Annotated in this window: 23 protein-coding genes; 18 read left to right on the top strand and 5 right to left on the bottom strand. The window is 64.3% G+C overall.

Translation table 11 applies throughout. The annotated features are described in order from the left end of the window. The first annotated feature begins 68 nt into the window (after window positions 1–68). Complete coding sequence (locus tag HFP57_RS07015) at window positions 69–713, top strand: Crp/Fnr family transcriptional regulator (RefSeq protein ID WP_176869117.1); 645 nt, start codon at window positions 69–71, stop codon at window positions 711–713. On the opposite strand, the gene HFP57_RS07010 is transcribed toward HFP57_RS07015, so the two are convergent. Continuing rightward, window positions 710–1765: an NAD(P)-dependent alcohol dehydrogenase gene (locus tag HFP57_RS07010; RefSeq protein WP_176871188.1), complete on the bottom strand. Its 1056-nt coding sequence runs from the start codon at window positions 1763–1765 to the stop codon at window positions 710–712. The two genes, HFP57_RS07015 and HFP57_RS07010, sit on opposite strands and share 4 nt — an antisense overlap. 186 nt (window positions 1766–1951) lie before the next feature. Between HFP57_RS07010 and HFP57_RS07005 the strand changes: the two genes are divergently transcribed. Both HFP57_RS07005 and HFP57_RS07000 read left to right on the top strand, forming a co-directional pair. Continuing rightward, the gene (locus HFP57_RS07005; protein ID WP_176869116.1) at window positions 1952–2644 is read left to right on the top strand and encodes a DUF4136 domain-containing protein; all 693 of its coding nucleotides are present in this window, start codon (window positions 1952–1954) and stop codon (window positions 2642–2644) included. A gap of 41 nt (window positions 2645–2685) precedes the next feature. Then, window positions 2686–3117: a DUF2267 domain-containing protein gene (locus HFP57_RS07000; protein ID WP_176869115.1), complete on the top strand. Its 432-nt coding sequence runs from the start codon at window positions 2686–2688 to the stop codon at window positions 3115–3117. Between the two features lie 238 nt (window positions 3118–3355). On the opposite strand, the gene HFP57_RS06995 is transcribed toward HFP57_RS07000, so the two are convergent. Then, complete coding sequence (locus HFP57_RS06995; RefSeq protein WP_176869114.1) at window positions 3356–4270, bottom strand: L,D-transpeptidase family protein; 915 nt, start codon at window positions 4268–4270, stop codon at window positions 3356–3358. 141 nt (window positions 4271–4411) lie between these two features. On the opposite strand from HFP57_RS06995, the gene HFP57_RS06990 reads away from it, so the two are divergent. Then, window positions 4412–4987, top strand: coding sequence for a murein L,D-transpeptidase catalytic domain family protein (locus HFP57_RS06990; protein WP_246263459.1), 576 nt, complete (start codon window positions 4412–4414; stop codon window positions 4985–4987). A 28-nt stretch (window positions 4988–5015) separates the two neighbouring features. On the opposite strand, the gene HFP57_RS06985 is transcribed toward HFP57_RS06990, so the two are convergent. After that, on the bottom strand, window positions 5016–5987 hold the full coding sequence (locus tag HFP57_RS06985; protein ID WP_425500731.1) for a zinc-dependent alcohol dehydrogenase family protein: 972 nt from the start codon (window positions 5985–5987) through the stop codon (window positions 5016–5018). Window positions 5988–6160: 173 nt separating this feature from the next. On the opposite strand from HFP57_RS06985, the gene HFP57_RS06980 reads away from it, so the two are divergent. From HFP57_RS06980 to bchO, 4 genes are all read left to right on the top strand, one after another. Next, window positions 6161–6940 carry a SpoIIAA family protein gene (locus HFP57_RS06980; RefSeq protein WP_218135078.1) on the top strand — a complete coding sequence of 260 codons (780 nt, stop codon included), beginning with the start codon at window positions 6161–6163 and terminating at the stop codon, window positions 6938–6940. Between the two features lie 122 nt (window positions 6941–7062). Beyond that, window positions 7063–8064 carry a magnesium chelatase ATPase subunit I gene (bchI, locus tag HFP57_RS06975; protein ID WP_176869110.1) on the top strand — a complete coding sequence of 334 codons (1002 nt, stop codon included), beginning with the start codon at window positions 7063–7065 and terminating at the stop codon, window positions 8062–8064. Continuing rightward, entirely contained in the window at window positions 8061–9809 is a 1749-nt protein-coding gene (locus HFP57_RS06970) for a magnesium chelatase subunit D (protein ID WP_176869109.1), read from the top strand. Before bchI ends, HFP57_RS06970 begins: the two co-directional genes overlap by 4 nt. Beyond that, window positions 9806–10711 carry an alpha/beta fold hydrolase BchO gene (bchO, locus tag HFP57_RS06965; protein WP_176869108.1) on the top strand — a complete coding sequence of 302 codons (906 nt, stop codon included), beginning with the start codon at window positions 9806–9808 and terminating at the stop codon, window positions 10709–10711. Before HFP57_RS06970 ends, bchO begins: the two co-directional genes overlap by 4 nt. Window positions 10712–10842: 131 nt before the next feature. Here bchO and HFP57_RS06960 read toward each other — a convergent pair whose 3' ends face one another. Together HFP57_RS06960 and crtD are read right to left on the bottom strand one after the other, a co-directional pair. Beyond that, the gene (locus HFP57_RS06960; protein ID WP_176869107.1) at window positions 10843–11562 is read right to left on the bottom strand and encodes a hydroxyneurosporene dehydrogenase; all 720 of its coding nucleotides are present in this window, start codon (window positions 11560–11562) and stop codon (window positions 10843–10845) included. A gap of 122 nt (window positions 11563–11684) precedes the next feature. Further along, window positions 11685–13244, bottom strand: a complete 1560-nt coding sequence (gene crtD, locus HFP57_RS06955; RefSeq protein ID WP_246263458.1) for a 1-hydroxycarotenoid 3,4-desaturase CrtD — start codon at window positions 13242–13244, stop codon at window positions 11685–11687. Window positions 13245–13462: 218 nt separating this feature from the next. On the opposite strand from crtD, the gene HFP57_RS06950 reads away from it, so the two are divergent. From HFP57_RS06950 to pufC, 10 genes are all read left to right on the top strand, one after another. Next, window positions 13463–14455 carry a methyltransferase gene (locus HFP57_RS06950; RefSeq protein ID WP_246263455.1) on the top strand — a complete coding sequence of 331 codons (993 nt, stop codon included), beginning with the start codon at window positions 13463–13465 and terminating at the stop codon, window positions 14453–14455. Window positions 14456–14574: 119 nt separating this feature from the next. Next, window positions 14575–15510: a chlorophyll synthesis pathway protein BchC gene (bchC, locus tag HFP57_RS06945; protein WP_176869104.1), complete on the top strand. Its 936-nt coding sequence runs from the start codon at window positions 14575–14577 to the stop codon at window positions 15508–15510. Then, entirely contained in the window at window positions 15507–16490 is a 984-nt protein-coding gene (locus HFP57_RS06940) for a chlorophyllide a reductase iron protein subunit X (protein WP_176869103.1), read from the top strand. Before bchC ends, HFP57_RS06940 begins: the two co-directional genes overlap by 4 nt. 3 nt (window positions 16491–16493) lie before the next feature. Continuing rightward, window positions 16494–18029, top strand: a complete 1536-nt coding sequence (gene bchY, locus HFP57_RS06935) for a chlorophyllide a reductase subunit Y (RefSeq protein WP_176869102.1) — start codon at window positions 16494–16496, stop codon at window positions 18027–18029. Next, complete coding sequence (gene bchZ / locus HFP57_RS06930) at window positions 18026–19471, top strand: chlorophyllide a reductase subunit Z (RefSeq protein WP_176869101.1); 1446 nt, start codon at window positions 18026–18028, stop codon at window positions 19469–19471. Before bchY ends, bchZ begins: the two co-directional genes overlap by 4 nt. A gap of 124 nt (window positions 19472–19595) precedes the next feature. Beyond that, window positions 19596–19760 carry a light-harvesting antenna LH1, beta subunit gene (gene pufB, locus HFP57_RS06925; RefSeq protein ID WP_176869100.1) on the top strand — a complete coding sequence of 55 codons (165 nt, stop codon included), beginning with the start codon at window positions 19596–19598 and terminating at the stop codon, window positions 19758–19760. Between the two features lie 44 nt (window positions 19761–19804). Continuing rightward, window positions 19805–19987, top strand: a complete 183-nt coding sequence (pufA, locus tag HFP57_RS06920; RefSeq protein ID WP_176869099.1) for a light-harvesting antenna LH1, alpha subunit — start codon at window positions 19805–19807, stop codon at window positions 19985–19987. A gap of 103 nt (window positions 19988–20090) precedes the next feature. Beyond that, window positions 20091–20915 carry a photosynthetic reaction center subunit L gene (gene pufL / locus HFP57_RS06915; protein ID WP_176869098.1) on the top strand — a complete coding sequence of 275 codons (825 nt, stop codon included), beginning with the start codon at window positions 20091–20093 and terminating at the stop codon, window positions 20913–20915. Window positions 20916–20928: 13 nt separating this feature from the next. Further along, window positions 20929–21903, top strand: coding sequence for a photosynthetic reaction center subunit M (pufM, locus tag HFP57_RS06910; protein WP_176869097.1), 975 nt, complete (start codon window positions 20929–20931; stop codon window positions 21901–21903). Next, the gene (pufC, locus tag HFP57_RS06905; protein ID WP_176869096.1) at window positions 21900–22991 is read left to right on the top strand and encodes a photosynthetic reaction center cytochrome PufC; all 1092 of its coding nucleotides are present in this window, start codon (window positions 21900–21902) and stop codon (window positions 22989–22991) included. The genes pufM and pufC overlap by 4 nt, the downstream gene beginning before the upstream one ends. Window positions 22992–22997: the final 6 nt, after the last annotated feature.

Raw genomic sequence — 22997 nt, 5'->3', positions numbered from 1 at the left:
ACGACTCCCCGACCGGGCCCGCGAGCCGCACATTGCACTGGTTCGACTTGGACCTTCGGGAGGACACCATGGAACCGGAATTCGCGGAAAATGTCATACCATTTCATCCGGAGCCTGCCGGCCGCAGGGCATTGTCCGTTCACATATCGCCCGGACAGGCTTTGTTCTGGGAAGGCGATGAGGCGCGGCAACTGTTCCGGATCGAGACGGGAATAATCCGCAGCGTCAATTTTTCGTCGGAGGGCGAACGGCAGGTCACCGGCTTTTTCTTTCCCGGCGATGTGATCGGCGTGCCGCTCGGCGGACGCTGCCGGTACACTGCCGAAGCGGTTACAGAAGTTCGCTATTCGACCCAGGCCGTCGAATGCTGGACCGAAGAATTGCGCTGTACGCCGGATTTCAACGATACGCTTTTCGGTACGGTCCGTCCCGAACTGGAAGCGAGCTATATGCGCAGCCTGCTGCTCGGCCGGCAAGGCGCGCTCGCGCGCATGTGCTCATTTCTCGCCGATGTTTGCGCACGGCTCGGTCATGGCGACGAAACGGTGTTGCCGATGCCGCAGACCGATATCGCGGCCTATCTCGCTCTGACCCCCGAAACCGTGTGTCGGGCTTTCCGGAAACTGAAGGAAATCGGGGCCGTCCGGATCGAAAAACACGATTGCATCCGCATCGTCGACCCAGGCCGGATACTGAGCCTCGCTTCGCACTAGGGCGTGACGGCGATCTTCAAGACGCCGTCGCGCTGATGCGCGAACAGGTCGTAGGCCGCCTCGATATCTTCCAGGTCGAATCGGTGGGTGACCAAGGGTTTGAGATCGACCCGGCCCGAAGCGACGACCTCGATAAGCCGCCGCATCCGTTCCTTGCCGCCTGGGCACAATGTCGTGACGATATGATGATCGCCGAGCCCGGCCGCGAACGCGTCGACGGGCAGCGACAGTTTCCCCGAATAGACGCCAAGGCTCGATACCGTACCGCCCGGCTTCGCGACGCGCAGACAGGCCTCGAAAGTCTCTTGCGTTCCCAGCGCCTCGATCGCGACATCGACTCCCCGTTCCTGGGTCAGCTCCATGATCCGGTCGACCGGATCTTCGGCGTTGAAATCGATGACGATATCGGCGCCCATCGCCTTGGACATGGCGATCCGTTCGGGGACAGTTTCCACCGTTATGATCCGCGTCGCGCCGCACAGTTTCGCGCCGGCCGTCGCGCACAGGCCGATCGGGCCCTGCGCGAAGATCGCCACCGTATCGCCGATCCGGATTCCGCCGCTTTCGGCACCGGAAAAACCCGTCGACATGATGTCCGGGCACATCAGCACCTGTTCGTCGCTCAGATGCTCGGGGACGCGTGTCAAGTTGGCGGCGGCATCGGGAACGAGGAGATATTCGGCTTGCGCGCCATCGATAGTGTTGCCGAACCGCCAGCCGCCGATCGCTTCGCCGCGGCATTGGGCGAGGTGCCCGTCGAGGCAGGAGAAACACTGGCCGCATGGCGTGATCGCACCGGCGATCACCCGCTCGCCCTCGCGAAACCCGTTAACCGCCGAACCCAGCGCCGCGATGATGCCGACCGGTTCGTGGCCGACCGTCAGACCCGGCTCGACCGGATATTCGCCCTTCAGGATATGGACGTCCGTGCCGCAGATCGTCGTCGTGGTGATTTTGATCAGAGCCTCGGTCGGACCGATGTCAGGAACCGGCTTGTCGTCGATCACGATCCGGCCCGGCTCCACGAAAATAGCGGCCTTCATCATCCCCATCGTCATGTCTCCCCCTCCGAACTACGCAAAACAAAACCGAACATCATGTCCACATACTGACGGCTTTTCCGGCTTGGCGAATTGCGCAAAATCAATTGCGCGATTCAAATCCGCGTCGGCGAGCTCCCGTCGTCGTAACTTGATCGAACGCAATTCGACTCGCTCGAATGGCGGCATCATTAGTTCATGATGAATCATTCGCTGTCGTCCGTCCGCGCCGCCGTCATCGCCGTCATGGCCGCCCTTGTTGTTTCGGCGTGCACACCCGGTGTTTCCTGCGACGTGTACCGGCTCCATCGTCTGCCGCCGCCCACCGGCGAGACGGTGGCGGTCGTCGCCGTTGATCCGCGAGCGCAATCCAGCCTCGAATTTGCCGGTTATCGGACGATGCTGGCGGAACGGCTGGCCAATGCCGGCTATACGCCCGTCGCGGATGCCGGGGACGCTTCGCTCATCGCAGAGATCGATTATTCGATCCACGAGGGCGCGCCGCGGATCATCTCGTCCTGGCCGCGCTGCTCCTACCGTTACTATTATCGAAGTGGAGAGCCGTTCAACCCGCAATGGTACGGCTATCGCTGCTGGGAGCCGCCGGTCGTATCGACTGTCGCGCAATATGTGCGCGAGCTGCGGATGGACATCCGGTCGGCCGGCCAACCGCAATCCGAACCGCTGTTCGAGGGCCGGACGAAGAGCATCGGCATCAACAGCCATTTGAACGAGATCATGCCGTATCTCGTCGCGGCGATGTTCGACAATTTCCCGGGCGAAAGCGGCCAGTGGAAGACGATCTTTATCGAGGAAGACGCGCTGGATGCGTCGCCGGTGCCGACCGAGGTCGGCCGGCCCGCGGTCGGTGCCTGTCCGGCCTTCGGCTGAACCGTGCTTCGGCAAGGCCCAACAATCAGAGGAGATCAGCCATGAGTGCGCTGGGTTTGCGAATATTCGACAAGGCCATTCAGGACGCCAATATCTGGCTCGACGAGCTGATGAAGATGCTCGACTGGGACGACAAGAAGCGGGCGTACCGGTTGCTGAGATCGGCCTTGCACACGTTGCGCGATCGGCTGCAGGTGAACGAAGCGGTGCACGTCGCCGCGCAGCTGCCGATCCTGGTGCGCGGCATCTATTATGAGGGTTGGCGGCCTTCCAGTCCGCAAACGGACTACAAGCACGCGGCCGAATTTATCGCCGCCGTGGAATCCGCCTTCGATACCGACCCGAATGCCGATCCAGAGGCGGCGGTCCGTGCGGTTTTCACATTGCTGGATGCGCGCCTTTCGCCGGGCGAGGTGGATGATATCAAGAGCGGCTTGCCACGCGATATCCGGGCGCTTTGGCCATCGACCTGAGCTATGCTGATCGTTGACCGCGAAAAACTTTCTGAGGCTTGATCCGAGTCAATTGGGCGGTTCGCTCCAGCCCGATAATGAGAGCTGCCTGAAGACGAGTCGAAGGCTACCCCGTTCTTCCCATGCGCAAGCATAGCAGAGCGATGCCATTCGGCGATGACTCGACAGGTGGGGGCCTGCGGACGGCTGAATCGAATCCCCAGCGGAATGAGATTCGGTCAAGCCGCAGGCCCTTCGCCTATGAGACGCGGCAGCGCGGATCTTCTCCGTCCACATCCGTCTCGATCGAACTGAGCTGGGCCGATCGCCGGTCGCGGTTATAAATGTCCGTAAAATAGCGGATCGTCCCGTCTTCGGCCGGTTCTGCCGTGAAATAGCCGATATAGACGGGGATGGGCTCGGGCAGATCGATACGCATCGTCTGCCCGGAAGCGACAATTTCGTCGGTGCGCGCCCGGTTCCAGCCCGGCCGTGCGGCCAACAGCTCCGTCGCGAAACCTATCGCATCGCCCACCCGGACACAGCCATGGCTGAGCGCACGAACGTCCCGCTCGAACAATGTGCGGTTCGACGTGTCGTGCAGGAAAACGCTATATGGGTTGGGCATGACCAGCTTCATCAGGCCGAGTGCGTTGCCGGGGCCGGGGCGCTGGCGATAGCGGCCGTTTTGATAGACATAGCCGCGCTGTCGGGCCGCGGCCGGCCGGTTGCGGACCATCGATGCGATACCTTCGGCCGCGATACTGGCAGGAATTTCCCACCACGGATTGAAGATCACGCCCGAAACTTCCGCCTGGAAAATCGGGGTGGGTGTGCGCGGCGTACCCACGATCACGCGCCACCGGCCCATTTCCCGCCGACCTTCCCAAAGAGTGACTTCGAAGGCGGCGGCGTTGACGATCAGATAGCGTGGCCCGAGCGATGCCGGCATCCGCCGCCAGCGTTCCAGATTCGCGGCGAGCGTCGCGCGCCGCGCGAGGTCGGTCTCCGCGGCATGGGCTTCCCGCAGCGCGACAGGATAGGGATGATCGGGCATTGTCGCCGTTTCCGTCGGAATGTCGGCCAGCGGGATTTCGGTCAATTCCTCCTGTGCGAAGGCCGGCGCGGCGAGGCCGAGCGATAGTCCGAACAGCGCGGAAAGGAGCATTTTCATGCGAACTGTCTCCGCCAAGCCGCCTATGCGGCAAATACGGGCTTCTACCTATAGGCAGGCGGTCGGACGATAAAGATATTCGCCGTTTATCGTTGTTTGGAGTGAGTGTTTTCGATGGTCAGAATTTCGCGCAGACACTTTATGGTAGCGGGCGGCGCGCTTGCGGCAAGCATCCCGGCGGCGGCAACCGCCCCGGTCACGCCGGCCGCGCCGAACGGAGACCTGTTGCAGCGGGCACTCGCCGCGCTGCAACGCCACCAAGACGCGATCGTCCATCGCGACCTGATCGGCGTCGCCGATTTCAACGCGCCGTCGCGCCTGCCGCGCTTTTCGATTATCGATCTTGCGAGCGGACGTGCCGAGCGCCTGCTGGTCACCCATGGCCGGGGATCGGATCCGTCCCATAGCGGTTGGCTCCAGCGCTTTTCCAACGTTCCGGGGTCGGCGGCCACGTCGTCCGGAGCGTATCTGACCGGCCGGGCCTATTCGGGCAGCCACGGCCCGTCCCGCCGGCTCGCGGGCCTCGATCCGGAAAACAGCAATGCCGAGGCGCGCGCCATCGTCATCCACTCGGCCTGGTATGCCAATCCGGAAGTTGTGCAGGAGCAGGGCAAGCTCGGGCGCAGCGAGGGCTGTTTTGCCTTTTCGCATGCCGATATCGCGCAGGTGCTCGATCGGCTTGGCCCCGGCCGGCTCATCTACGCCGACAAGGTATAGGCGCTCGTCCCCCCGGGGCCGGATCGCGCTACGGGCAGAGCACGACCGCGCCATCCACTTCCCCGGCGCGCAGCCGATCGAGCGCGATATTGGCGTCGCCCAACGGTAGCACGGTCACATGGGTTTGGATCGGGACCTTGGCGGCGATATCGAGAAAGGCGGTGCCGTCCTCGCGGGTCAGATTGGCGACCGACCGGATCGAACGCTCTTCCCAGAGATCGGCGTAGGGAAAGGCCGGAATGTCGCTCATATGGATGCCGGCGCAGATTACCCGGCCGCCCTTGCGCACCGCGCGCAAAGCCGCCGGGACGAGCGCACCGACTGGTGCGAAGATGATCGCCGCGTCCAGCTCCGTCGGTGGCGCCTCATCCGAAGATCCCGCCCAGATACATCCGAGCGATCGCGCGAATTTTTGGCCTTTCTCATCCCCCGGGCGCGTGAAGGCGTAGACGTTTCGGCCCTGCCAGATCGCGACCTGGGCCACGATATGCGCCGCCGCGCCGAAACCGTAAAGACCGATCTCCCGGCCATCCCCCGCCATCCTCAGCGACCGGAATCCGATCAGGCCCGCACAGAGCAAAGGGGCTGCGTGGGCATCGTCGAATATGTCCGGTATCGCTAAACAAAAACGCGCATCGGCGACCACATGGCTCGCAAAGCCGCCGTCGCGCGAAAAACCGGTGAATATGGGCTCGTCGCAGAGATTTTCCTGCTCCGCCCGGCAGTAGCGGCAGCGGCCGCAGGTCCGTCCGAGCCAGGGAACGCCGACCCGATCGCCGAGCTCGAAGCCGTTCGCTTCGGGCCCGAGGGCAGCGACCCTCCCGACGATCTCGTGGCCGGGTACGATCGGCAGGGTGCCGTGAATGTCGCCATCGACGACGTGAATGTCGGTCCGGCATACACCACAGGCGCCGATCTCGATCAGCAGCTCGGTACCCTGCGGGACGGGCATCGGCCGTTCGATCATATGCAGCCCGCGATCCGGGGCATCCAGCTGCATAGCGTGCATTCTCGCCATCGATTTCGCTCCCTTCGAAGGCATCGATCATAGCATGTGGACGGATACCACAGCGCATCCGGCACAGGCCAAATTGCGCTGGATCAAGTCGCCAGCGGGGCAGTGCGATACCGTCGTCAACATTAGCCGAACGAGAATCCGAGATGGAGGTTGAGATGCTGGAATTCCTGCCGAGCGCCGACGATGTGATCGCCGCGAAAATGGGCGGCCATATTTCCAAGGCCGAGATGGAAGAGATGTTCGATCGGATCGAAGCCGCGATCGACGCGAACGAAAAGACTCATCTCTTCTTCGAAATCGGCGACTATGAAGGTTTCGATACGGAAGGCTTCGGTCAGCAGATGGCGCGGGGCTGGCAGATGGTCGGCAAGTTGGATCGGTTCGGGCGGGTCGCGGTTGTCAGCGACACGAGATGGATCCGCTGGGCAACGCGGATCGAAAGCGCCCTGCTGCCCGGCATCGCCTACGAGACCTATACGATGGACGAACGCGACCAAGCGCTGGCCTGGGTCGAAGGCAAGGAGGAGTTGCCGCACCGGCCATCCTTCAAGATCATCGAAACCGACAGTCCGGATGTGCTCGGTTTCGAACTCAACGGAAAGATTTCGGCCGACGAGCTCGACGCCGTTGCCGAGCATTTCAACGACCGGCTCGAACATGGGCAGCCGAAACGGCTGCTGGGGCGGATCAAAAGCTATCGCGGTCTCGCGCCGGCGGGCCTGATGGATGAGGATTTCTGGGCGATGAAGCGCGACATGATCCGCACGCTGGATCGTTATGCGGTCGTCGGTGCGCCCCGCTGGATGCAGACGATGATCCAGGCACTCGATCCGATGTTCCGGGTCGAGGTTCGTTGCTTCGAAAGCGAAGAGGAAGCGGACGCTTGGGCCTGGCTCGAAGCCGAACCGCAGTCGGAACGTCTTATCGCGGCATAGCCAATCGGGCGGTCCTTCGGGGCCGCCTGTCCTTATCGGCGCAACGCGTCGGACACCCGTTCGCGTGAATTCACGTCGCGCGGATCACTTGCCGCGTCGGGCTGAAGTGGTAATCCTGTCCCATGACCGCTTTTCCCTTTTCCGCGATCGTTGGCCAGGACGAGATGAAACGGGCGCTGCTGATCGCGGCCGTCGACGCCAGGATCGGCGGGGTGATGGTGTTCGGCGATCGCGGGACCGGCAAGTCGACGGCCGCGCGCGCGCTGTCGGCGCTCCTGCCACCGATGCGCGTTATCGAAGGGACTCGCTTCAACTGCGATCCCGACGCGCGCGAGAATTATCCCGAGGAACCGATTGGCAAGCGCGTCCGGCGCGTGCCCGTGCCCTTTGTCGACCTGCCGCTCGGCGCGACCGAGGACCGGGTGGTCGGCGCACTCGACCTCGAACGCGCGCTCGGCAGGGGCGAAAAGGCGTTCGAGCCGGGCCTCCTCGCCCGTGCGCATCGCGGTTTCCTCTATATCGACGAGATCAACCTGCTCGAGGATCATCTGGTCGATCTGTTGCTCGACGTTGCAGCTTCGGGCGAAAATCTCGTCGAGCGGGAGGGGCTTTCGGTCCGCCATCCGGCGCGCTTTGTGCTGATTGGCAGCGGCAATCCGGAGGAAGGCGAACTCCGGCCTCAGCTGCTCGACCGGTTCGGCCTGTCGGTCGAGGTGAAGACGCCGGACGATATCGAACAGCGGATCGAGATCATGCGCCGCTGCGATGCGCAGGAGCGGGATCCGGAGACGTTTGCCGAAGAGTGGAAAAAGGCCGACGCGAAGATTCTGCGTCAGATCGCGCGCGGGCAGAAGGCGCTCGACACGATCGTCGTACCCGAGGCGGTGCTTTCCGATTCCGCCGAACTGTGCGTGGCGGTTGGTGCGGACGGGTTGCGTGGCGAATTGACCCTGATGCGTGCGTCCAAGGCTCTGGCGGCGCTCGAGGGAAAGAAGAAAGTAGCGCGCGAGCAGCTGATCGCGGTGGCGCCGATGGCGTTGCGGCACCGGTTGCGCCGCGACGTACTCGACGAAACAGGGTCGACGGCGCGGATCGACCGGGCGATCGCCGAGCTGTTCGGGTGAGCGGGCCAGAGCCTGCCCATGATCCTCTTGCCGATGCGCTGACGGCGGCCCGGCTCTTCGCACTGGACCCTCACGGCCTTGGCGGCCTCTGGCTGCGCGGCGCGGGACCCGTGCGCGATGCACTGGTAGACCAGCTGAAAGCGGGCCTCCCGGATAACATGCCGCTGCGGCGCATGCCCGCCACAATCGATGACGGCCGGCTGCTCGGCGCGCTCAATATTTCGGCGAGCTTGGGCGCCGGCAGGGCGGTGCTCCAGAAAGGCCTGCTCGCCGAAGCCGATGGTGGCGTCGTGATAGCGCCGATGGCCGAGCGTTTGCCCGAGGCGATTGCCGGTCGGATCGGTCAGGTGCTCGACTGGCACGCCGTGCAGGTGGAGCGCGACGGGGTCGCCGGAACGATGCAGGCGGCGATCGGGCTGGTGCTGCTCGATGATGGCTGCGGTGAGGAGGAAAGGCCGCCCTCCGCATTGACCGAACGCGTCGCCTTTCATTGCGATCTGACCGGCATCGCCTCGCTCGATTTTCCGCAGGTGCGCCGGAAGACGGCAATCGGTCCGGCCCAGGTCGCGGAACCCGATGCGGACGCGTTGCGCGCCTTGGCCGGAACGGCGACGGCGCTTGGCGTGGGCTCGGCCCGGGCTTTGCTCTTTGCCGTACGGGCGGCGCGAGCGAGTGCGGCACTCGATGCGCGGAAGACCGTCGAAGAGGAGGATATCATCGTGGCGGCGCGCCTTGTCCTGGCACCGCGTGCGACACGGATTCCGGCTGTTGACGCGCCCGAGCAGGCGGAACAGGAAACACCGCGCGAGCCGCAGGAGAGCGAGGCCCATGATCAGGATGCGGGCGAAGATTTGCCCTCGCTGGAGGATATGGTGCTGGCCGCGGCGGCAGCGTCGGTGCCGCCGGACATATTGAACCGGATCGGAGACGGCGTGCAGCGCGGGGCGTCGCGCGGCGGCGGAGCGGGCAAGCGACGCAAATCGCAATTGCGCGGCCGGCCGCTTGCCGCGCGGCCCGGCATGCCCGGGGGCGGTTCGCGGCTGGCTCTGATCGACACGCTGCGTGCTGCGGCGCCCTGGCAAACGCTGCGCCGCGAAGAGGAAGGCGAGAATGCCCCGCGCCGCATTCGCATCCGCCGCCCGGATCTTCGTATCCGACGGTTCGAGGAACGGTCGGGCACCGTGACTATTTTTGCGGTCGATGCCTCTGGTTCCTCGGCGCTCGCGCGGCTCGCCGAGGCCAAGGGAGCGATCGAGCTGATGCTGGCCCAGGCTTATGTCAAGCGCGCGCAGGTCGCGCTGATCGCGTTTCGGGGGGAAGGTGCGGAGCTGTTGCTGCCGCCGACGCGGTCGCTGACCCGGGCGCGGCGCGCGCTGGCCGAACTTCCGGGCGGCGGCGGTACGCCGCTTGCGGCCGGACTCGACATGGCCGGCGCGCTCGGCGCGCTCGTCGAAACCCGGGGGCGGACGCCGTTTCTCGTGACACTCACCGATGGCAAGGCCAATGTCGGGCGCGATGGAAAGCCGGGCCGGAAACAGGCGCGCGAGGATAGCGAAGCGGCGGCCAAACGGATCGCTGTGACGGGGATGGCGGGCGTCGTCGTCGATATCTCGCCGCGCGCACAGCCCGAGGCGACCGAACTCGCCGCGGCGCTGCGTATGGATTATCTGCCGCTGCCGCGTGCCGATGCCGCTGCGCTCCATGGCGCGGTCGACGCGCTGCAGGACCGGGCCGTTCCGGCATGACCACGCCGCCGCACTGGGAGACGGACGGCCGCGACTGGCCCAATCGCGAGGCCAGCCGATTCGTCGAGGCGGCCGGGCTGCGCTGGCATGTCCAGACGATGGGTACAGGGCCGTTATTGCTGATGCTCCACGGCACGGGCGCGGCGACGCATAGCTGGCGCGCGCTCGCGCCGCTACTCGCCGAACATTTTTCAGTCGTCGCGCCGGATTTGCCGGGCCACGGCTTCACGAGCGGGCGCCCTCGAAGCGGGGTCTCGCTGCCGGCCGTTGCGGGTGCGCTAAAGGAGCTGCTCGACGCGCTCGACGCCGAACCGGCGATGACGGTCGGGCATTCGGCTGGTGCCGCGATTGCGATACAGTTGAGCCTCGACAGGGCTGCGGACGGGCCGATCGTCGCCTTCAATCCAGCCCTGCTTCCCTTTCCCGGACTTGCGGCGAAGCTCTTTCCCGCGATGGCGAAAATGCTGTTCGTCAATCCCTTTGCGCCACGGATCTTCGCCGGGGTTGCGCGCCGCTCGGGTGAGGTCGAGCGTTTCCTCGCCCGCTCGACGGGATCGCGGATCGATGGCGATGGCGTGCGGGACTATACCAGGCTCCTCGGCCGATCGGGCCATGTCGACGGGGCGATCGGAATGATGGCCAATTGGGATCTCGAGACGCTGAAACGGCGGCTACCGGAGGTATCGGCACCGATTTTGCTCGCGCACGGGACGCGGGATACGGCCGTACCGCCTTCGGCGATGCGCGAGGCGGCCGCGTTGATTTCCGATGCCGAAATCGAGATGCTCGACGGGCTCGGCCATCTCGCGCATGAGGAGCGTCCGGACCTCGCCGCGGCGCTGGTTCGGCGGTTCGCGGCGGATCATGCTATAGGGAACGTCGTCGATACGGGAGCGGGGTAGGCATTTTGGAAAATTTCGGCTGGATTGAAATCGCCTTTACCTATTCGGTCGTGCTGGGCCTCGCCTTGTGGCAGCTCTGGTCGGTCAACCGCGAGATCAGGAAGGACAAGCAAGAGGCCGCGCGCAAGGAATCAGAGGCGGCGACGGGGCATCTTGTAGGGGAGCATCCACTGGACGACGGGCGAACGGAACCGGTCGAGCGATAGGCTTTCCTGCACGGCCGTAACCGGCTCTCCATAGAGACGCGTCGCCAGCGTCGAGCGTGCGTAGAAGGGCGAATCCTCCCAGGTCCTGATCACACCTGCATGGCCGCGATCGGCGCGACTTTTCCGCTTCATCTGCCACCATGTGTTGGGCAGCGGCGCCACCATCGGCAGTTCGGCATCTTGCGGGACGCCCGCAGCATCAAAGCGCAAGGCGCTGGCGAAAGTCGATCCGTCGCGCCGCCGGCCTTCATACATCACTGCGACTTCGCGCCCGAGATGCGCGCGCGACCAGTGCCAGTCGCGAAACCCGTCTTCGAGGGACTCCGCGCCCCTGTTGGAATCGAGATAGCCGCTGCCGCGCCAGCTGATATCGGGCCGCTCCATCTCCACCTCGATCTGCGCGCGCGGCGCGATCGCATGCCAGATATGCTTGCCCATCGGGTCGAGCGCGAAGGCGGTTCCGTTCAGCATTTCGGGATAGACTTTCACCTGACCGCGCACTCCCCGCCGCCAAGGCACACCGAGCCGGATATCGCGCTCCTCGATATCGATGACCAGTCCGTCGCCGGTCCAGCGCATCGCGCTCGCGCCGATGGCAAAATCGTCGGCGCTCGTTTCGACATTTTCGCTCGGCCGTTCGGTCATCGTCCAGCGCGCGCCGCGCGGGCCGTACAGTGCGACGTTGAGGCACGCATGATCGTGGGGATTGCCGCGGCCGCTTTTCTTGTAATAGGGGGAGAAGACGCTGCCGATAAAGCCGATGGTGGTCAGCCCGAAGAGGCCGTCGTCGCTGATCGCGTCGACATACCACCAGCCATAGCCCTGCGGCGGGACGAGGCGGTCGAAGCGCGGTCTTGCATCAGTGTCTCGGCCGCCAGCCGCCCGGACAAGGCGGCCATCGGCACCCCGGCCCCCGGATGGGTGCTTCCCCCGGCGCAGTAGAGCCCAGGGATCCGCGTCCGCGCGCTCTGCCGGAGGAAGGAGGCCGCCCATCCGTGCGAGGCCTGTCCATAAAGGGCTCCACCCGTCGACGGGAACAGCGCCTCGAATTCGTTGGGCGTCGCCAGCTCGTGCGGCAGCGGCCGCTCCAGCTCCAGACCGCATCGGGCCAGGCTCTCCATCATATGCGTGGCGCATCCGTCTTTCTCCATCTGGGTATATTCATGAGTGTCGCCATTGGCCGGCGCATTGACGATGATCTGCAGGCGCTCGCGGCCTTCGGGACATGGGGCGTCCGAGGCGTCGCGATCCTGCCCGCAAATGTAGACGCTGGGATCGCTTGGCAGACCGCCCCGGTTGATGTCGCGAAACTCTTGCCGATAGTCGGGCGAGAAGAAGACATTATGGCGGACGAGCGGGAAGCCGCTGGTCCGCGCATGGGCGAGCCATGTGAAAGCCGACAGGGAACGGCTGCGCGCCGGCGTTTTGCGAACCGCATGGCTGGCCGTTTCGCCGAACCGGCCATGGGCGATCGCGGCCGGGTCTGCATTCGCGATCACCGTTTCGGCGGCGATATGCTCGCCACTGGCCAGCCGCACACCGGCCGCGCGGTTGTTTTCGATCGCGATCTCCTGTGCCGTCTCGCCATAGCGGAACACCGCCCCATTTTTCCGGGCGACGGTCGCGAGCGCTTCGGCCAGCGCGCTGATCCCTCCGTCGACCAGCCAGACGCCTTGCGATTCCACATGGGCGATCAACATCAATGTCGCGGGAGTCTGAAACGGCGAGGAGCCGCAATAGGTCGAATAGCGCCCGAACAGCTGCTGCAGGCGCGGACCGCGGAAATGCTCGCCCAGCACCTGCCACAGGCTCTCATAGGGCCGCAGCGCGATCAGCGCGCCGATCCGCCACAACCCGATCCGCTGCATCAGGCCGGGCGGCCAGGTTTTGCTGGCGCGCAGGAACGAGGCATCGAGCAAATCGTAAATCCGCCTGGCCTCGGCACTGAACGTCCGGAAACCGCGAGCCGCCCGTGCGCCGGCAAATTCGCCGATCGCCGCTTCGCTCTGCACCGGATCGGCGAACAGATCGAGCCGCTCGTCGGGCCCCCAGGCGTGGCGGGCGAGAATATCCGCGCGCCGCATGGTGACATGATCGTCGAGGCTTGCGCCCGCCGAGTCGAAAATTTCGTCGAACACGTCCCGCAGGGTGAAGACGGTCGGCCCGCCGTCGATTTCGGCGCCGTCGACATTCACGCGCCGCACCTTGCCGCCGGGCGTCTGTTCCTTTTCGATAACGGTGACGGCCTGGCCGCGGGCGGCGAGCAATGCGGCGCTCACGAGCCCGCCGATGCCCGCGCCGATGATCGCTATACGCCCGTCCGGCAACCTGCTCTCCTTACAAGCCGATTGACGTGGACATAGCATCTGTCCAATCATTTGGACATATGGAACCGTCAGACTCTCTGTCCGGACTGCGCGAGCCCCGCGGTTTTCGGGCGCGCTGGACGGCCTGCCGGAACCGAATTCTCTCCAGTCCGGTCTTTCAGCGACGCGCAGCGGCCTTTCCCCTGAGCCGTCCGATAGCCCGGCGTCGTGCGGCGCGATTGTTCGATCTGGTCGCCGGTTTCGCCTATTCGCAGACGCTCTATGCCTTTGTCGAAAGCGGGCTGCTTGATCTGATGACGGCGGGCCCGCGAACGAAAACAGACATCACGAGCCATGTCGGCCTCTCGCTGGAGGCAACGGAACGATTGTTGCGCGCCGCGGCGTCGCTGAAGCTTGCCGAACCGCTGGGAGACGGCTGGTGGGCGCTCGGCGCCGAAGGCGCGGCCTTGTCGGGCAACGCCGGAGCGATCGCGATGATCCGGCATCACCATCTCCTCTATACGGATCTCGTCGACCCGCTTGGGTTACTCCGAAAGGATCGGGCGGAAGACGGCGCGCTTTCCCGCTACTGGTCCTATGCGGGCTCGCCCGATGCGGCGCACGCGGATGCCGAAGCCGTTTCACCCTATTCGGCCCTGATGGCCGCGTCCCAGCCGATGGTCGCCGAGCAGATACTGACCGGCTACCGCTTCTCGCAGTATGAAAGACTGCTCGATATCGGGGGCGGAGACGGCGCTTTTCTCGGCGCACTCGCCGAGGCTGCGCCCGAGCTTGCGCTCGGCCTGTTCGATCTCCCGGCCGTGGCCGAGCGCGCTCGCCTGAGACTGGGTGCCGCGGGCCATGCGGCGCGAACCGCGTTCCATCCCGGAGACTTTACCTCCGATCCGCTGCCGACCGATTACGACATCGTCACGCTCGTCAGAATCCTGCATGACCATGACGATGACGCCGTCGCGCGGTTGCTGGCATCGATCCGCGCCGCGCTGCCGCCCGGCGGCACTTTGCTGATCGCAGAGCCCATGGCCGGCACGCCGGGCGCGGAGGCGATGGGCGACGCCTATTTCGGGCTCTACCTATGGGCCATGCGCTCGGGCCGTCCGCGACGGCCCGAAGAAATCGGCGCGATGCTCTCCGATGCGGGTTTTTCCTCCTGGCGGCTGGTGCGGACCCGCCAACCCCTGATCGCGCGGATCATTGTCGCGGCGGCCTGACGCATAATGTGTAAGGTTAGATTGACATACTAAACTGTCGAGTTAATGTGACAATCGAGTAAGCGTGTTCACGAAACGCAAGACCGGTCGCACGGTCCAAGCAAGGGGTGAGAGGTCGTATGGACGCACTGGCGGTCATACTCGAAGAGCCGAAAAAGCTCTCCCTCCGCACACTCGCGTTAGAGCCGATCGGCGCCTCCGACGTTCTCGTCGAAATTCACTGGAGCGGTGTCAGCACCGGCACTGAAAAGCTCCTCTGGACCGGCGACATGCCGAGTTTTCCGGGCATGGGCTATCCGCTGGTGCCGGGCTACGAATCGGTCGGCCGTATCGTCGAAGCGGGCGCGGAAGCGCAGTCGCGGATTGGCGAATGGGTCTTCGTGCCGGGTGCGAGTTGCTACAAGGACGCGCGCGGATTGTTCGGCGGTTCGGCGCGCCGTGTCGTTATCCCAGCCGCCCGTGCAATGCCGGTCTCCGAGTCGCTGGGCCGGGACGGCGTGCTTTTCGCGCTGGCCGCAACGGCGCTCCACGCCCTGACGGGCGGCGAGCCGCCGGAACTGATCGTCGGGCATGGCGTACTGGGCCGATTGCTAGCGCGCTTGACGGTTGCCTCAGGCGCGCCCGCGCCAGTCGTGTGGGATATCAATCGCGACCGGCAGGATGGCGCGCGCGGTTATGAAGTCGTTCATCCCGGCGATGACGAGCGGGCCGACTATAATGCGATTTACGATGTCAGCGGCGATGCGTCGGGCCTCGACGGGTTGATCGCCCGGCTCGTCCATGGCGGCGAGATCGTGCTTGCCGGCTTCTATCATCAGCCGCTGTCATTCGCTTTCCCGTTGGCCTTTCAGCGCGAAGCCCGACTGCGGATCGCCGCCGAGTGGCGGCCCGACGACCTCGCCGCGACGCGCGCGATGATCGAATCGGATGCGCTGGCGCTCGATGGCTTGATCACCGACGTGCGGCCGGCCGGCGAGGCGCTCGAGGCCTATCCCGCCGCCTTTGACGACCCGGACTGCCTCAAGATGGTATTGGATTGGAGCGACTGCGCATGACGATGCTCGACACCGAAGCCCTGCGGCAGGAGGCGGCGATCGAGCCCGATCCCGTCCATAGCGGCGAGGTCACCAAGGAAACGCAGATCATCGCGATCTACGGCAAGGGCGGATCGGGCAAGAGCTTCGCGCTCTCCAACCTCTCCTACATGATGGCGCAGCAGGGCAAGCGCGTGCTGCTGATCGGCTGCGATCCGAAATCGGATACGACCAGCCTGCTCTTCGGCGGCAAGAGCTGCCCGACGATCATCGAGACATCCGCGAAGAAGAAGCTCGCGGGCGAGGAAGTCGCGATCGAGGATGTCTGCTTCCAGCGCGACGGCGTGTTCGCGATGGAGCTGGGCGGGCCCGAGGTCGGCCGCGGCTGCGGCGGGCGCGGCATCATCCACGGCTTCGAGCTGATGGAGAAATTGGGCTTCCATGACTGGGGCTTCGATTACGTCCTGCTCGATTTCCTCGGCGACGTCGTGTGCGGCGGCTTCGGCCTGCCGATCGCGCGCGACATGTGCCAGAAGGTGATCGTCGTCGGCTCGAACGACCTTCAGTCACTCTACGTCGCCAACAATGTCTGCAAGGCTGTCGAATATTTCCGCAAGATGGGCGGCAATGTCGGCGTCGCTGGCATGATCATCAACAAGGATGACGGTACGGGCGAAGCGCAGGCTTTCGCCGATGCCGTCGATATTCCGGTGCTCACGGCGATCCCGGCCGACGAGGATATTCGTCGGAAATCGGCCAACTACCAGATCATCGGCAAGCCCGACAGCCAATGGGGCGGGCTCTTTGAAGAGCTGGCCGAAAATGTGGCCAAGGCACCGCCGCAACAGCCGGCGCCGCTGGATCAGGACGGTTTGCTCAATCTCTTCAGTGCCGACGAAACCGGCGGCGATATCCAGCTCGTGCCTGCCAGCCAGGCCGATATGCGCGGTGGCAGCTACGAGCCCAAGCCCTCGCTCGAGGTAATCTACGATGAGGTGTAGCGGATGACCGATCTCGCCACCGATGTCGTGCGCGCGCCCGACCGGCTCGATATCGAGCCGGAAGCGGATGCGCAGAGCGGCTGTCACGGTGGCGCGGAGACGATGCGCGATGCGGCGAAGAAGGCGGGCAAGAGCGATATACTCGATCGCTATGCGCAAGACTATCCGACCGGCCCGCACGATCAGCCGCAATCCATGTGCCCGGCCTTTGGCAGTTTGCGCGTGGGCCTCAGGATGCGGCGCACGGCAACGGTGCTCTCCGGTAGCGCCTGCTGCGTCTACGGACTGACCTTCACCTCGCATTTCTACGGCGCGCGACGGACGGTCGGCTATGTGCCTTTCAATTCGGAAACGCTCGTCACCGGCAAGCTGTTCGAGGATATCAAGGAGGCGGTCGAGGGACTCGCCGATCCGCAGCAATATGACACGATCGTCGTCACCAACCTGTGCGTGCCGACGGCGAGCGGCGTGCCGCTCCGCCTGCTTCCCGACGAGATCAACGGGGTGCGGATCATCGGGATCGACGTTCCGGGTTTCGGCGTACCGACCCATGCCGAAGCCAAGGACGTCCTGGCGGGCGCGATGCTCGCCTATGCGCGCGGCGAGGCCGAGCAGGGCCCCGTCGCCGCGCCGAAGGAACGACCAGACCGGCCGACGGTGACTCTCCTTGGCGAGATGTTCCCCGCTGACCCGGTCGGCATCGGGCAGATGCTCGAGCCCCTTGGCCTTGCGGCCGGCCCGGTCGTCCCGACGCGCGAATGGCGCGAACTCTATTCGGCGCTCGATTGTGCGGCGGTTGCGGCAATCCATCCCTTTTACACCGCCAGTATTCGCGAGTTCGATGCGGCCGGGCGCTCAATCGTCGGCTCAGCCCCGGTCGGGCGCGACGGGACTGCGGCCTGGCTCGATGCGATCGGCGAAGCGTGCGGCGTTGCCCAGGCCAAGGTCGATGCGGCGAAAAATGCGATGCTCCCGGCGATCGAGGGCGCGCTCGGGGCCATGCCGATCAAGGGACGCATTACCGTTTCAGGCTATGAAGGATCCGAATTACTGGTCGCGCGGTTGTTGATCGAGAGCGGCGCCGACGTCCCCTATGTCGGCACTGCTTGCCCCAGAACTCGCTGGTCGGAGCCGGACCGCGAATGGCTCGAAGCCAAGGGGGTGACGGTCAACTACCGCGCGAACCTCGAAGAGGATATCACGGCGGTTGAGGAGCATGGGCCCGATCTCGCCATCGGCACCACGCCCGTCGTCCAGCATGCAAAGGCGAAGGCGATACCCGCCCTCTATTTCACCAATCTGATCTCGGCACGGCCGCTGATGGGGCCGGCGGGAGCGGGGAGCCTGGCGCAAGTCGTCAATGCAGCGCTTGCCAACAAGGCGCGCTTCGACCGGATGGAAGAATTTTTTGAGGGGGTGGGGCAAGGCCACAGCGCGGGTATCTGGGAAGACACGCCGACCGACCGGCCCAAATTCAAGCAGAAATATGCCGCGCAAAACGCGGCTGCCGCAAAGGCAGCCGAGGCGGTGGGTTCATGACGCTCATTCTCGATCACGATCGGGCGGGTGGCTATTGGGGCGCGGTCTACGCCTTTACCGCGATCAAGGGATTGCAGGTGATTATCGACGGCCCGGTGGGCTGCGAGAATCTGCCGGTAACCTCGGTCCTCCACTATACCGACGGCCTGCCACCGCACGAGCTTCCGATCGTCGTCACCGGACTGGGTGAGGAAGAACTGGGCAAGACCGGCACCGAAGGCGCGATGAAGCGCGCCTGGAAGACGCTCGATCCCGATCTTCCGGCGGTGGTCGTGACCGGCTCGATCGCCGAAATGATCGGCGGCGGTGTCACGCCCGAGGGCACCAACATCAAACGCTTCCTGCCGCGCACGATCGACGAGGATCAATGGCAGTCCGAAGACCGGGCCCTGTCCTGGCTCTGGACCGAGTTCGGCCCCAATAAGATGCCGAAGCCGAAAAAGCTGAAAGAGGGCGAGAAGCCCAAGGTCAATATCATCGGTCCGTCCTACGGGATGTTCAACATGCCATCGGATCTCGCCGAGATCCGCCGGCTGATCGAGGGCATCGGGGCGGAGGTCAACATGGTCTTCCCGCTCGGCAGCCATCTCGCCGACATCCGGCAGCTGGCCAATGCGTCTTTAAACGTCTGCATGTATCGCGAGTTCGGCCGCAATCTGTGCGAACTGCTCGAGCGGCCCTATCTGCAGGCGCCGGTCGGACTGTCCTCCACCACCAAATTCCTGCGCGAGCTCGGCGCGCAGACTGGGCTCGATCCGGAGCCGTTCATCGAGCGCGAAAAGCATACGACGATCAAGCCGCTCTGGGATCTCTGGCGTTCGGTCACCCAGGACTTCTTCGGCACGGCCAATTTCGGCATCGTTGCCAACGAAACCTATGCGCGCGGCGTCCGCCATTTCCTCGAAGAGGATATGGGATTGCCCTGCGCCTTTTCCTTTTCGCGCAGCGCCGGCGTGAAGCCCGACAACCAGGCGGTGCGCGAGGCGATTCATGGCAACCCGCCGCTGGTAGTGTTCGGCAGCTATAACGAGCGCATGTACATGGCCGAATGCGGCGCGCGGGGCGTCTATATTCCGGCCAGCTTCCCAGGCGCTGCCATCCGCCGCCATACCGGCACGCCGTTCATGGGTTATTCGGGCGCGACCTATCTCGTCCAGGAAGTCTGCAACGCGCTGTTCGACGCGCTCTTCCATATTCTGCCGCTTTCGACCCAGCTCGACGAAACCGAGGCCACGCCCGCGCGCAGCCATGAAGAGCTGGCCTGGGACATCGACGCCAAGGGCAAGCTCGACGCGCTCGTAGAGGCCCAGCCCGTGCTTGTGCGTATCTCAGCCGCGAAGCGACTGCGCGATGCTGCTGAGCGCGCCGCGCGCCGTGCCGGAGAATCCCGCGTCACCGCCGACAGGCTGGCGGACGCCTTGCTTGAAGGACAGGGCGCATGAGCGCCGTCCAGACATCCGCCCGGCCGCCGCCGGGTCCCGAAATTCCCGCGGGATATCGCGGGAATACCGCCGGGAGACGCGCGCCGTCTCTCGCACTTGAAGAGGCCATTTTGGAGATGGAAATATGACTGATCCAACACCCCATGACGATCGCTTTGGGCCGTCGACCTATCTGACGCCCGAGGAAGCGAAGGAATTCCACAAGATTTTCGTGGGTAATTTCATCGTCTTCACGATCATTGCGCTGATCGCGCATCTGCTCGTCTGGATGTGGAACCCTTGGTTCTAAGCCCCGCGCAAACGGAACGCATTTCCTAAATACGGAGAACTACAATGTGGAGAATCTGGTTAATCTTCGATCCGCGCAGGGCGCTGGTCGCGCTGTTCGTGTTCCTGTTCGTGCTTGCACTGATCATTCACTTCATCCTGCTGAGCACCGACAAATATAACTGGATCGAAGGCGGAGCGGCCGAAGCGGCCGAAACGGCGGCTGCGGAAACCGTCGCCGTCACCTGATCCAAGCCTCTGCGAGAGGGCGCGGCGTGCGCGCCGCGCGCCTCCCGCGGTTTGAACGATAGAACCACGAGACCCGTCATCATGGCGGGCGGAGGATAGTGCCATGGCGCTGTTGAGTTTCGAACGGAAATATCGGGTGCGAGGGGGCACGCTGATCGGCGGCGATCTGTTCGATTTCTGGGTCGGCCCCTTTTATGTCGGCTTTTTCGGAGTGATGACCGCGATATTCTCGGTGCTCGGAACAGCGCTGATTTTCTACGACGCATCGCAGGGCGCGACCTGGAACCCGTGGCTGATATCGATCGAGCCGCCCGATCTGAGTTACGGCCTGGCGTTAGCGCCGCTGAACGAGGGAGGTTTCTGGCAGATCATCACCTTCTGCGCGATCGGAGCCTTCGTGTCCTGGGCGCTGCGAGAGGTCGAGATCTGCCGAAAGCTCGGCATCGGCTATCATGTGCCCTTCGCGTTCGGCGTGGCGATTTTCGCCTATGTATCGCTGGTGGTCATCCGGCCGCTGCTGCTCGGCGCATGGGGCCATGGCTTTCCCTATGGCATCTTCAGCCATTTGGACTGGGTCTCGAACACCGGCTATCAATATCTGCACTTCCACTACAATCCCGCGCACATGATCGCGGTGTCCTTCTTCTTCACCACGACATTCGCGCTGGCGCTCCACGGGTCGCTGATCCTGTCGGCGGTCAACCCGGGGAAGGGCGAAGAGGTCAAGACGCCCGAATATGAGGACACATTCTTCCGCGATCTGATCGGCTATTCGATCGGCACGCTGGGCATTCACCGGCTCGGCCTGTTGCTCGCGCTCAACGCGGGTTTCTGGAGCGCGGTGTGCATCATCATATCGGGGCCGATGTGGACGCGCGGCTGGCCCGAATGGTGGACCTGGTGGCTCAACCTCCCGATCTGGTCCTGAAGGAGATTAAACGATGGCCCGCTATCAAAACATCTTCACCCAGGTCCAGCTCAGGACCGCTCCCGAAATGGGCGTCCCGCTGCCCGCCGGCAGCGAACGCCGAATAGCGGAAACCGGATTCAATTATTGGCTCGGCAAGATCGGCCAGGCGCAGATCGGCCCCGTCTATCTCGGCTGGGCCGGCGTCGCCTCGCTGGTGTTCGGCTTTCTCTGGTTCGAGATTGTCGGCCTCAACATGCTGGCCTCGGTCGGCTGGGATCCGGTCCAGTTCGTCCGCCAGCTTTTCTGGCTGGCGCTCGAGCCGCCGGCTCCCGAATATGGCTTCAGCCCGTTCGTGCCTCTGGGCGAAGGCGGTTGGTGGATCATCGCCGGCTTCTGCCTCACCGCGTCGCTGCTCCTCTGGTGGGTCCGCACCTACACCCGCGCCAAGGCGCTCGGCATGGGCCTGCACGTGTCCTGGGCGTTTCTCAGCGCGATCTGGCTGTTCCTCGTCCTCGGCTTCATCCGGCCGTTTTTCATGGGCAGCTGGGCCGAGGCCGTGCCGTTCGGTATCTTCCCACATCTCGATTGGACCGCGGCCTTTTCCATCCGCTACGGCAATCTCTTCTACAACCCGTTCCACTGTCTCTCGATCGTCTTCCTCTACGGCTCGGTGCTGCTGTTCGCGATGCATGGCGCGACGATCCTCGCCGTCGGGCGCTATGGCGGCGAACGCGAACTCGAGCAGATCACCGATCGCGGCACGGCGTCCGAAAGGGCCGCCCTGTTCTGGCGCTGGACGATGGGCTTCAACGCGACGATGGAATCGATCCATCGCTGGGCCTGGTGGTTCGCGGTGCTGACGACGCTTACGGGCGGGATCGGCATCCTCCTAACCGGCACCGTGGTCGACAACTGGTATCTCTGGGCACAGCAGCATGGATACGCGCCCGCCTATCCCGATACCGGCGTCGTCGATCCATCTGCAATGGGGAGCGCAGGATCATGATGAAATCCCTTCCTCTTCTGTCACTGGCATTGGTGCCGCTGCTGCTCGGCGGCTGCGAACTGGGCCGCAAGGAAGTCACGCAGACCGGCCATCGCGGAACCGCGATGGCGGAGATCGATCTGGTCAGCGGCCCGGCCGCGGACGAGGTTCCGGCCCCGCCATACGACCTGCCTGAACCGAGTGGTCAGACCGCCGGCGAAGTCTATGACAATGTGCAGGTGCTAGGCGATGTCAGCGTCGAGGAATTTGACTATCTGATGGCCGCGATCACCGAATGGGTCGTGCCAGAGGATGTCGACGATCCGGCGCGGGCAGGCTGCAACTATTGCCATAACCCGGCCAATCTCGCGTCCGACGAAATCTATACCAAGAATGTGTCCCGGCGGATGATCCAGATGACGCAGACGATCAATGCCGACTGGTCGAACCATGTGCAGCAGACCGGCGTAACCTGCTGGACCTGCCATCGCGGTAATGCCGTGCCCGAACATGTCTGGACGAATCCGTCGAGCGCCGGGCGCGTAAGGGCGGGCAATCTCAACGGGCAGAATGCGCCCGATCCGAGCGTCGGCTATTCATCGCTTCCGACCGGCGTGTTCGCCCAATATTTCACCGGCGAGGGCGGCGACGAGATCCGGGTCGCGTCGTCGCAGATGCACCCGACGATGGACAACATGTTGACGACCATGGAAACCGAAACGACCTATGGTCTGATGATGCATCTGTCCCAGGCGATGGGCGTCAACTGCACCTATTGCCACAATACGCAGAGCTTCCGCGAGTGGCAGGTGAGCACCGAAGCGCGGTCAACGGCCTGGTTCGGCATTCGCATGGTGCGCAATATCAACCAGGCCTATATCACGCCGCTGACCGGCCAGTTCCCGGCCAATCGGCTCGGGCCGGAAGGGGATCCGTACAAGGTCAATTGCACGACCTGTCATCAGGGTCAGCCCCGGCCGATGGGCGGCGCGAGCATGATCGCCGATTACCCCGCGCTCAGCTTCGATACGGTGACAGCGGCCCCGGCAGCGCCGCCAACCGAGGATGAAGACACGATGGCGGGTGAAGAGGTCGCTTCGGCCGAGTAGGTCGGG

The organism is Parasphingopyxis algicola (assembly GCF_013378075.1).
GTDB classification, from domain to species: Bacteria; Pseudomonadota; Alphaproteobacteria; order Sphingomonadales; family Sphingomonadaceae; genus Parasphingopyxis; species Parasphingopyxis algicola.
The sequence above is the reverse complement of the archived record's forward strand: the minus strand, read 5'-3'. Positions and strand labels throughout refer to the sequence as shown.

What these genes read in the sequence shown, in the direction of transcription:
- HFP57_RS07015 (WP_176869117.1), top strand. Translation starts at nt 69, where the DNA reads ATGGAACCGGAATTCGCGGAAAATGTCATACCATTTCATCCGGAGCCT.
- HFP57_RS07010 (WP_176871188.1), bottom strand. Translation starts at nt 1,765, where the DNA reads ATGGGGATGATGAAGGCCGCTATTTTCGTGGAGCCGGGCCGGATCGTG.
- HFP57_RS07005 (WP_176869116.1), top strand. Translation starts at nt 1,952, where the DNA reads ATGATGAATCATTCGCTGTCGTCCGTCCGCGCCGCCGTCATCGCCGTC.
- HFP57_RS07000 (WP_176869115.1), top strand. Translation starts at nt 2,686, where the DNA reads ATGAGTGCGCTGGGTTTGCGAATATTCGACAAGGCCATTCAGGACGCC.
- HFP57_RS06995 (WP_176869114.1), bottom strand. Translation starts at nt 4,270, where the DNA reads ATGAAAATGCTCCTTTCCGCGCTGTTCGGACTATCGCTCGGCCTCGCC.
- HFP57_RS06990 (WP_246263459.1), top strand. Translation starts at nt 4,412, where the DNA reads ATGGTAGCGGGCGGCGCGCTTGCGGCAAGCATCCCGGCGGCGGCAACC.
- HFP57_RS06985 (WP_425500731.1), bottom strand. Translation starts at nt 5,987, where the DNA reads ATGCAGCTGGATGCCCCGGATCGCGGGCTGCATATGATCGAACGGCCG.
- HFP57_RS06980 (WP_218135078.1), top strand. Translation starts at nt 6,161, where the DNA reads ATGCTGGAATTCCTGCCGAGCGCCGACGATGTGATCGCCGCGAAAATG.
- bchI (WP_176869110.1), top strand. Translation starts at nt 7,063, where the DNA reads ATGACCGCTTTTCCCTTTTCCGCGATCGTTGGCCAGGACGAGATGAAA.
- bchO (WP_176869108.1), top strand. Translation starts at nt 9,806, where the DNA reads ATGACCACGCCGCCGCACTGGGAGACGGACGGCCGCGACTGGCCCAAT.
- HFP57_RS06960 (WP_176869107.1), bottom strand. Translation starts at nt 11,562, where the DNA reads ATGACCGAACGGCCGAGCGAAAATGTCGAAACGAGCGCCGACGATTTT.
- bchC (WP_176869104.1), top strand. Translation starts at nt 14,575, where the DNA reads ATGGACGCACTGGCGGTCATACTCGAAGAGCCGAAAAAGCTCTCCCTC.
- HFP57_RS06940 (WP_176869103.1), top strand. Translation starts at nt 15,507, where the DNA reads ATGACGATGCTCGACACCGAAGCCCTGCGGCAGGAGGCGGCGATCGAG.
- bchY (WP_176869102.1), top strand. Translation starts at nt 16,494, where the DNA reads ATGACCGATCTCGCCACCGATGTCGTGCGCGCGCCCGACCGGCTCGAT.
- bchZ (WP_176869101.1), top strand. Translation starts at nt 18,026, where the DNA reads ATGACGCTCATTCTCGATCACGATCGGGCGGGTGGCTATTGGGGCGCG.
- pufB (WP_176869100.1), top strand. Translation starts at nt 19,596, where the DNA reads ATGACTGATCCAACACCCCATGACGATCGCTTTGGGCCGTCGACCTAT.
- pufA (WP_176869099.1), top strand. Translation starts at nt 19,805, where the DNA reads ATGTGGAGAATCTGGTTAATCTTCGATCCGCGCAGGGCGCTGGTCGCG.
- pufL (WP_176869098.1), top strand. Translation starts at nt 20,091, where the DNA reads ATGGCGCTGTTGAGTTTCGAACGGAAATATCGGGTGCGAGGGGGCACG.
- pufM (WP_176869097.1), top strand. Translation starts at nt 20,929, where the DNA reads ATGGCCCGCTATCAAAACATCTTCACCCAGGTCCAGCTCAGGACCGCT.
- pufC (WP_176869096.1), top strand. Translation starts at nt 21,900, where the DNA reads ATGATGAAATCCCTTCCTCTTCTGTCACTGGCATTGGTGCCGCTGCTG.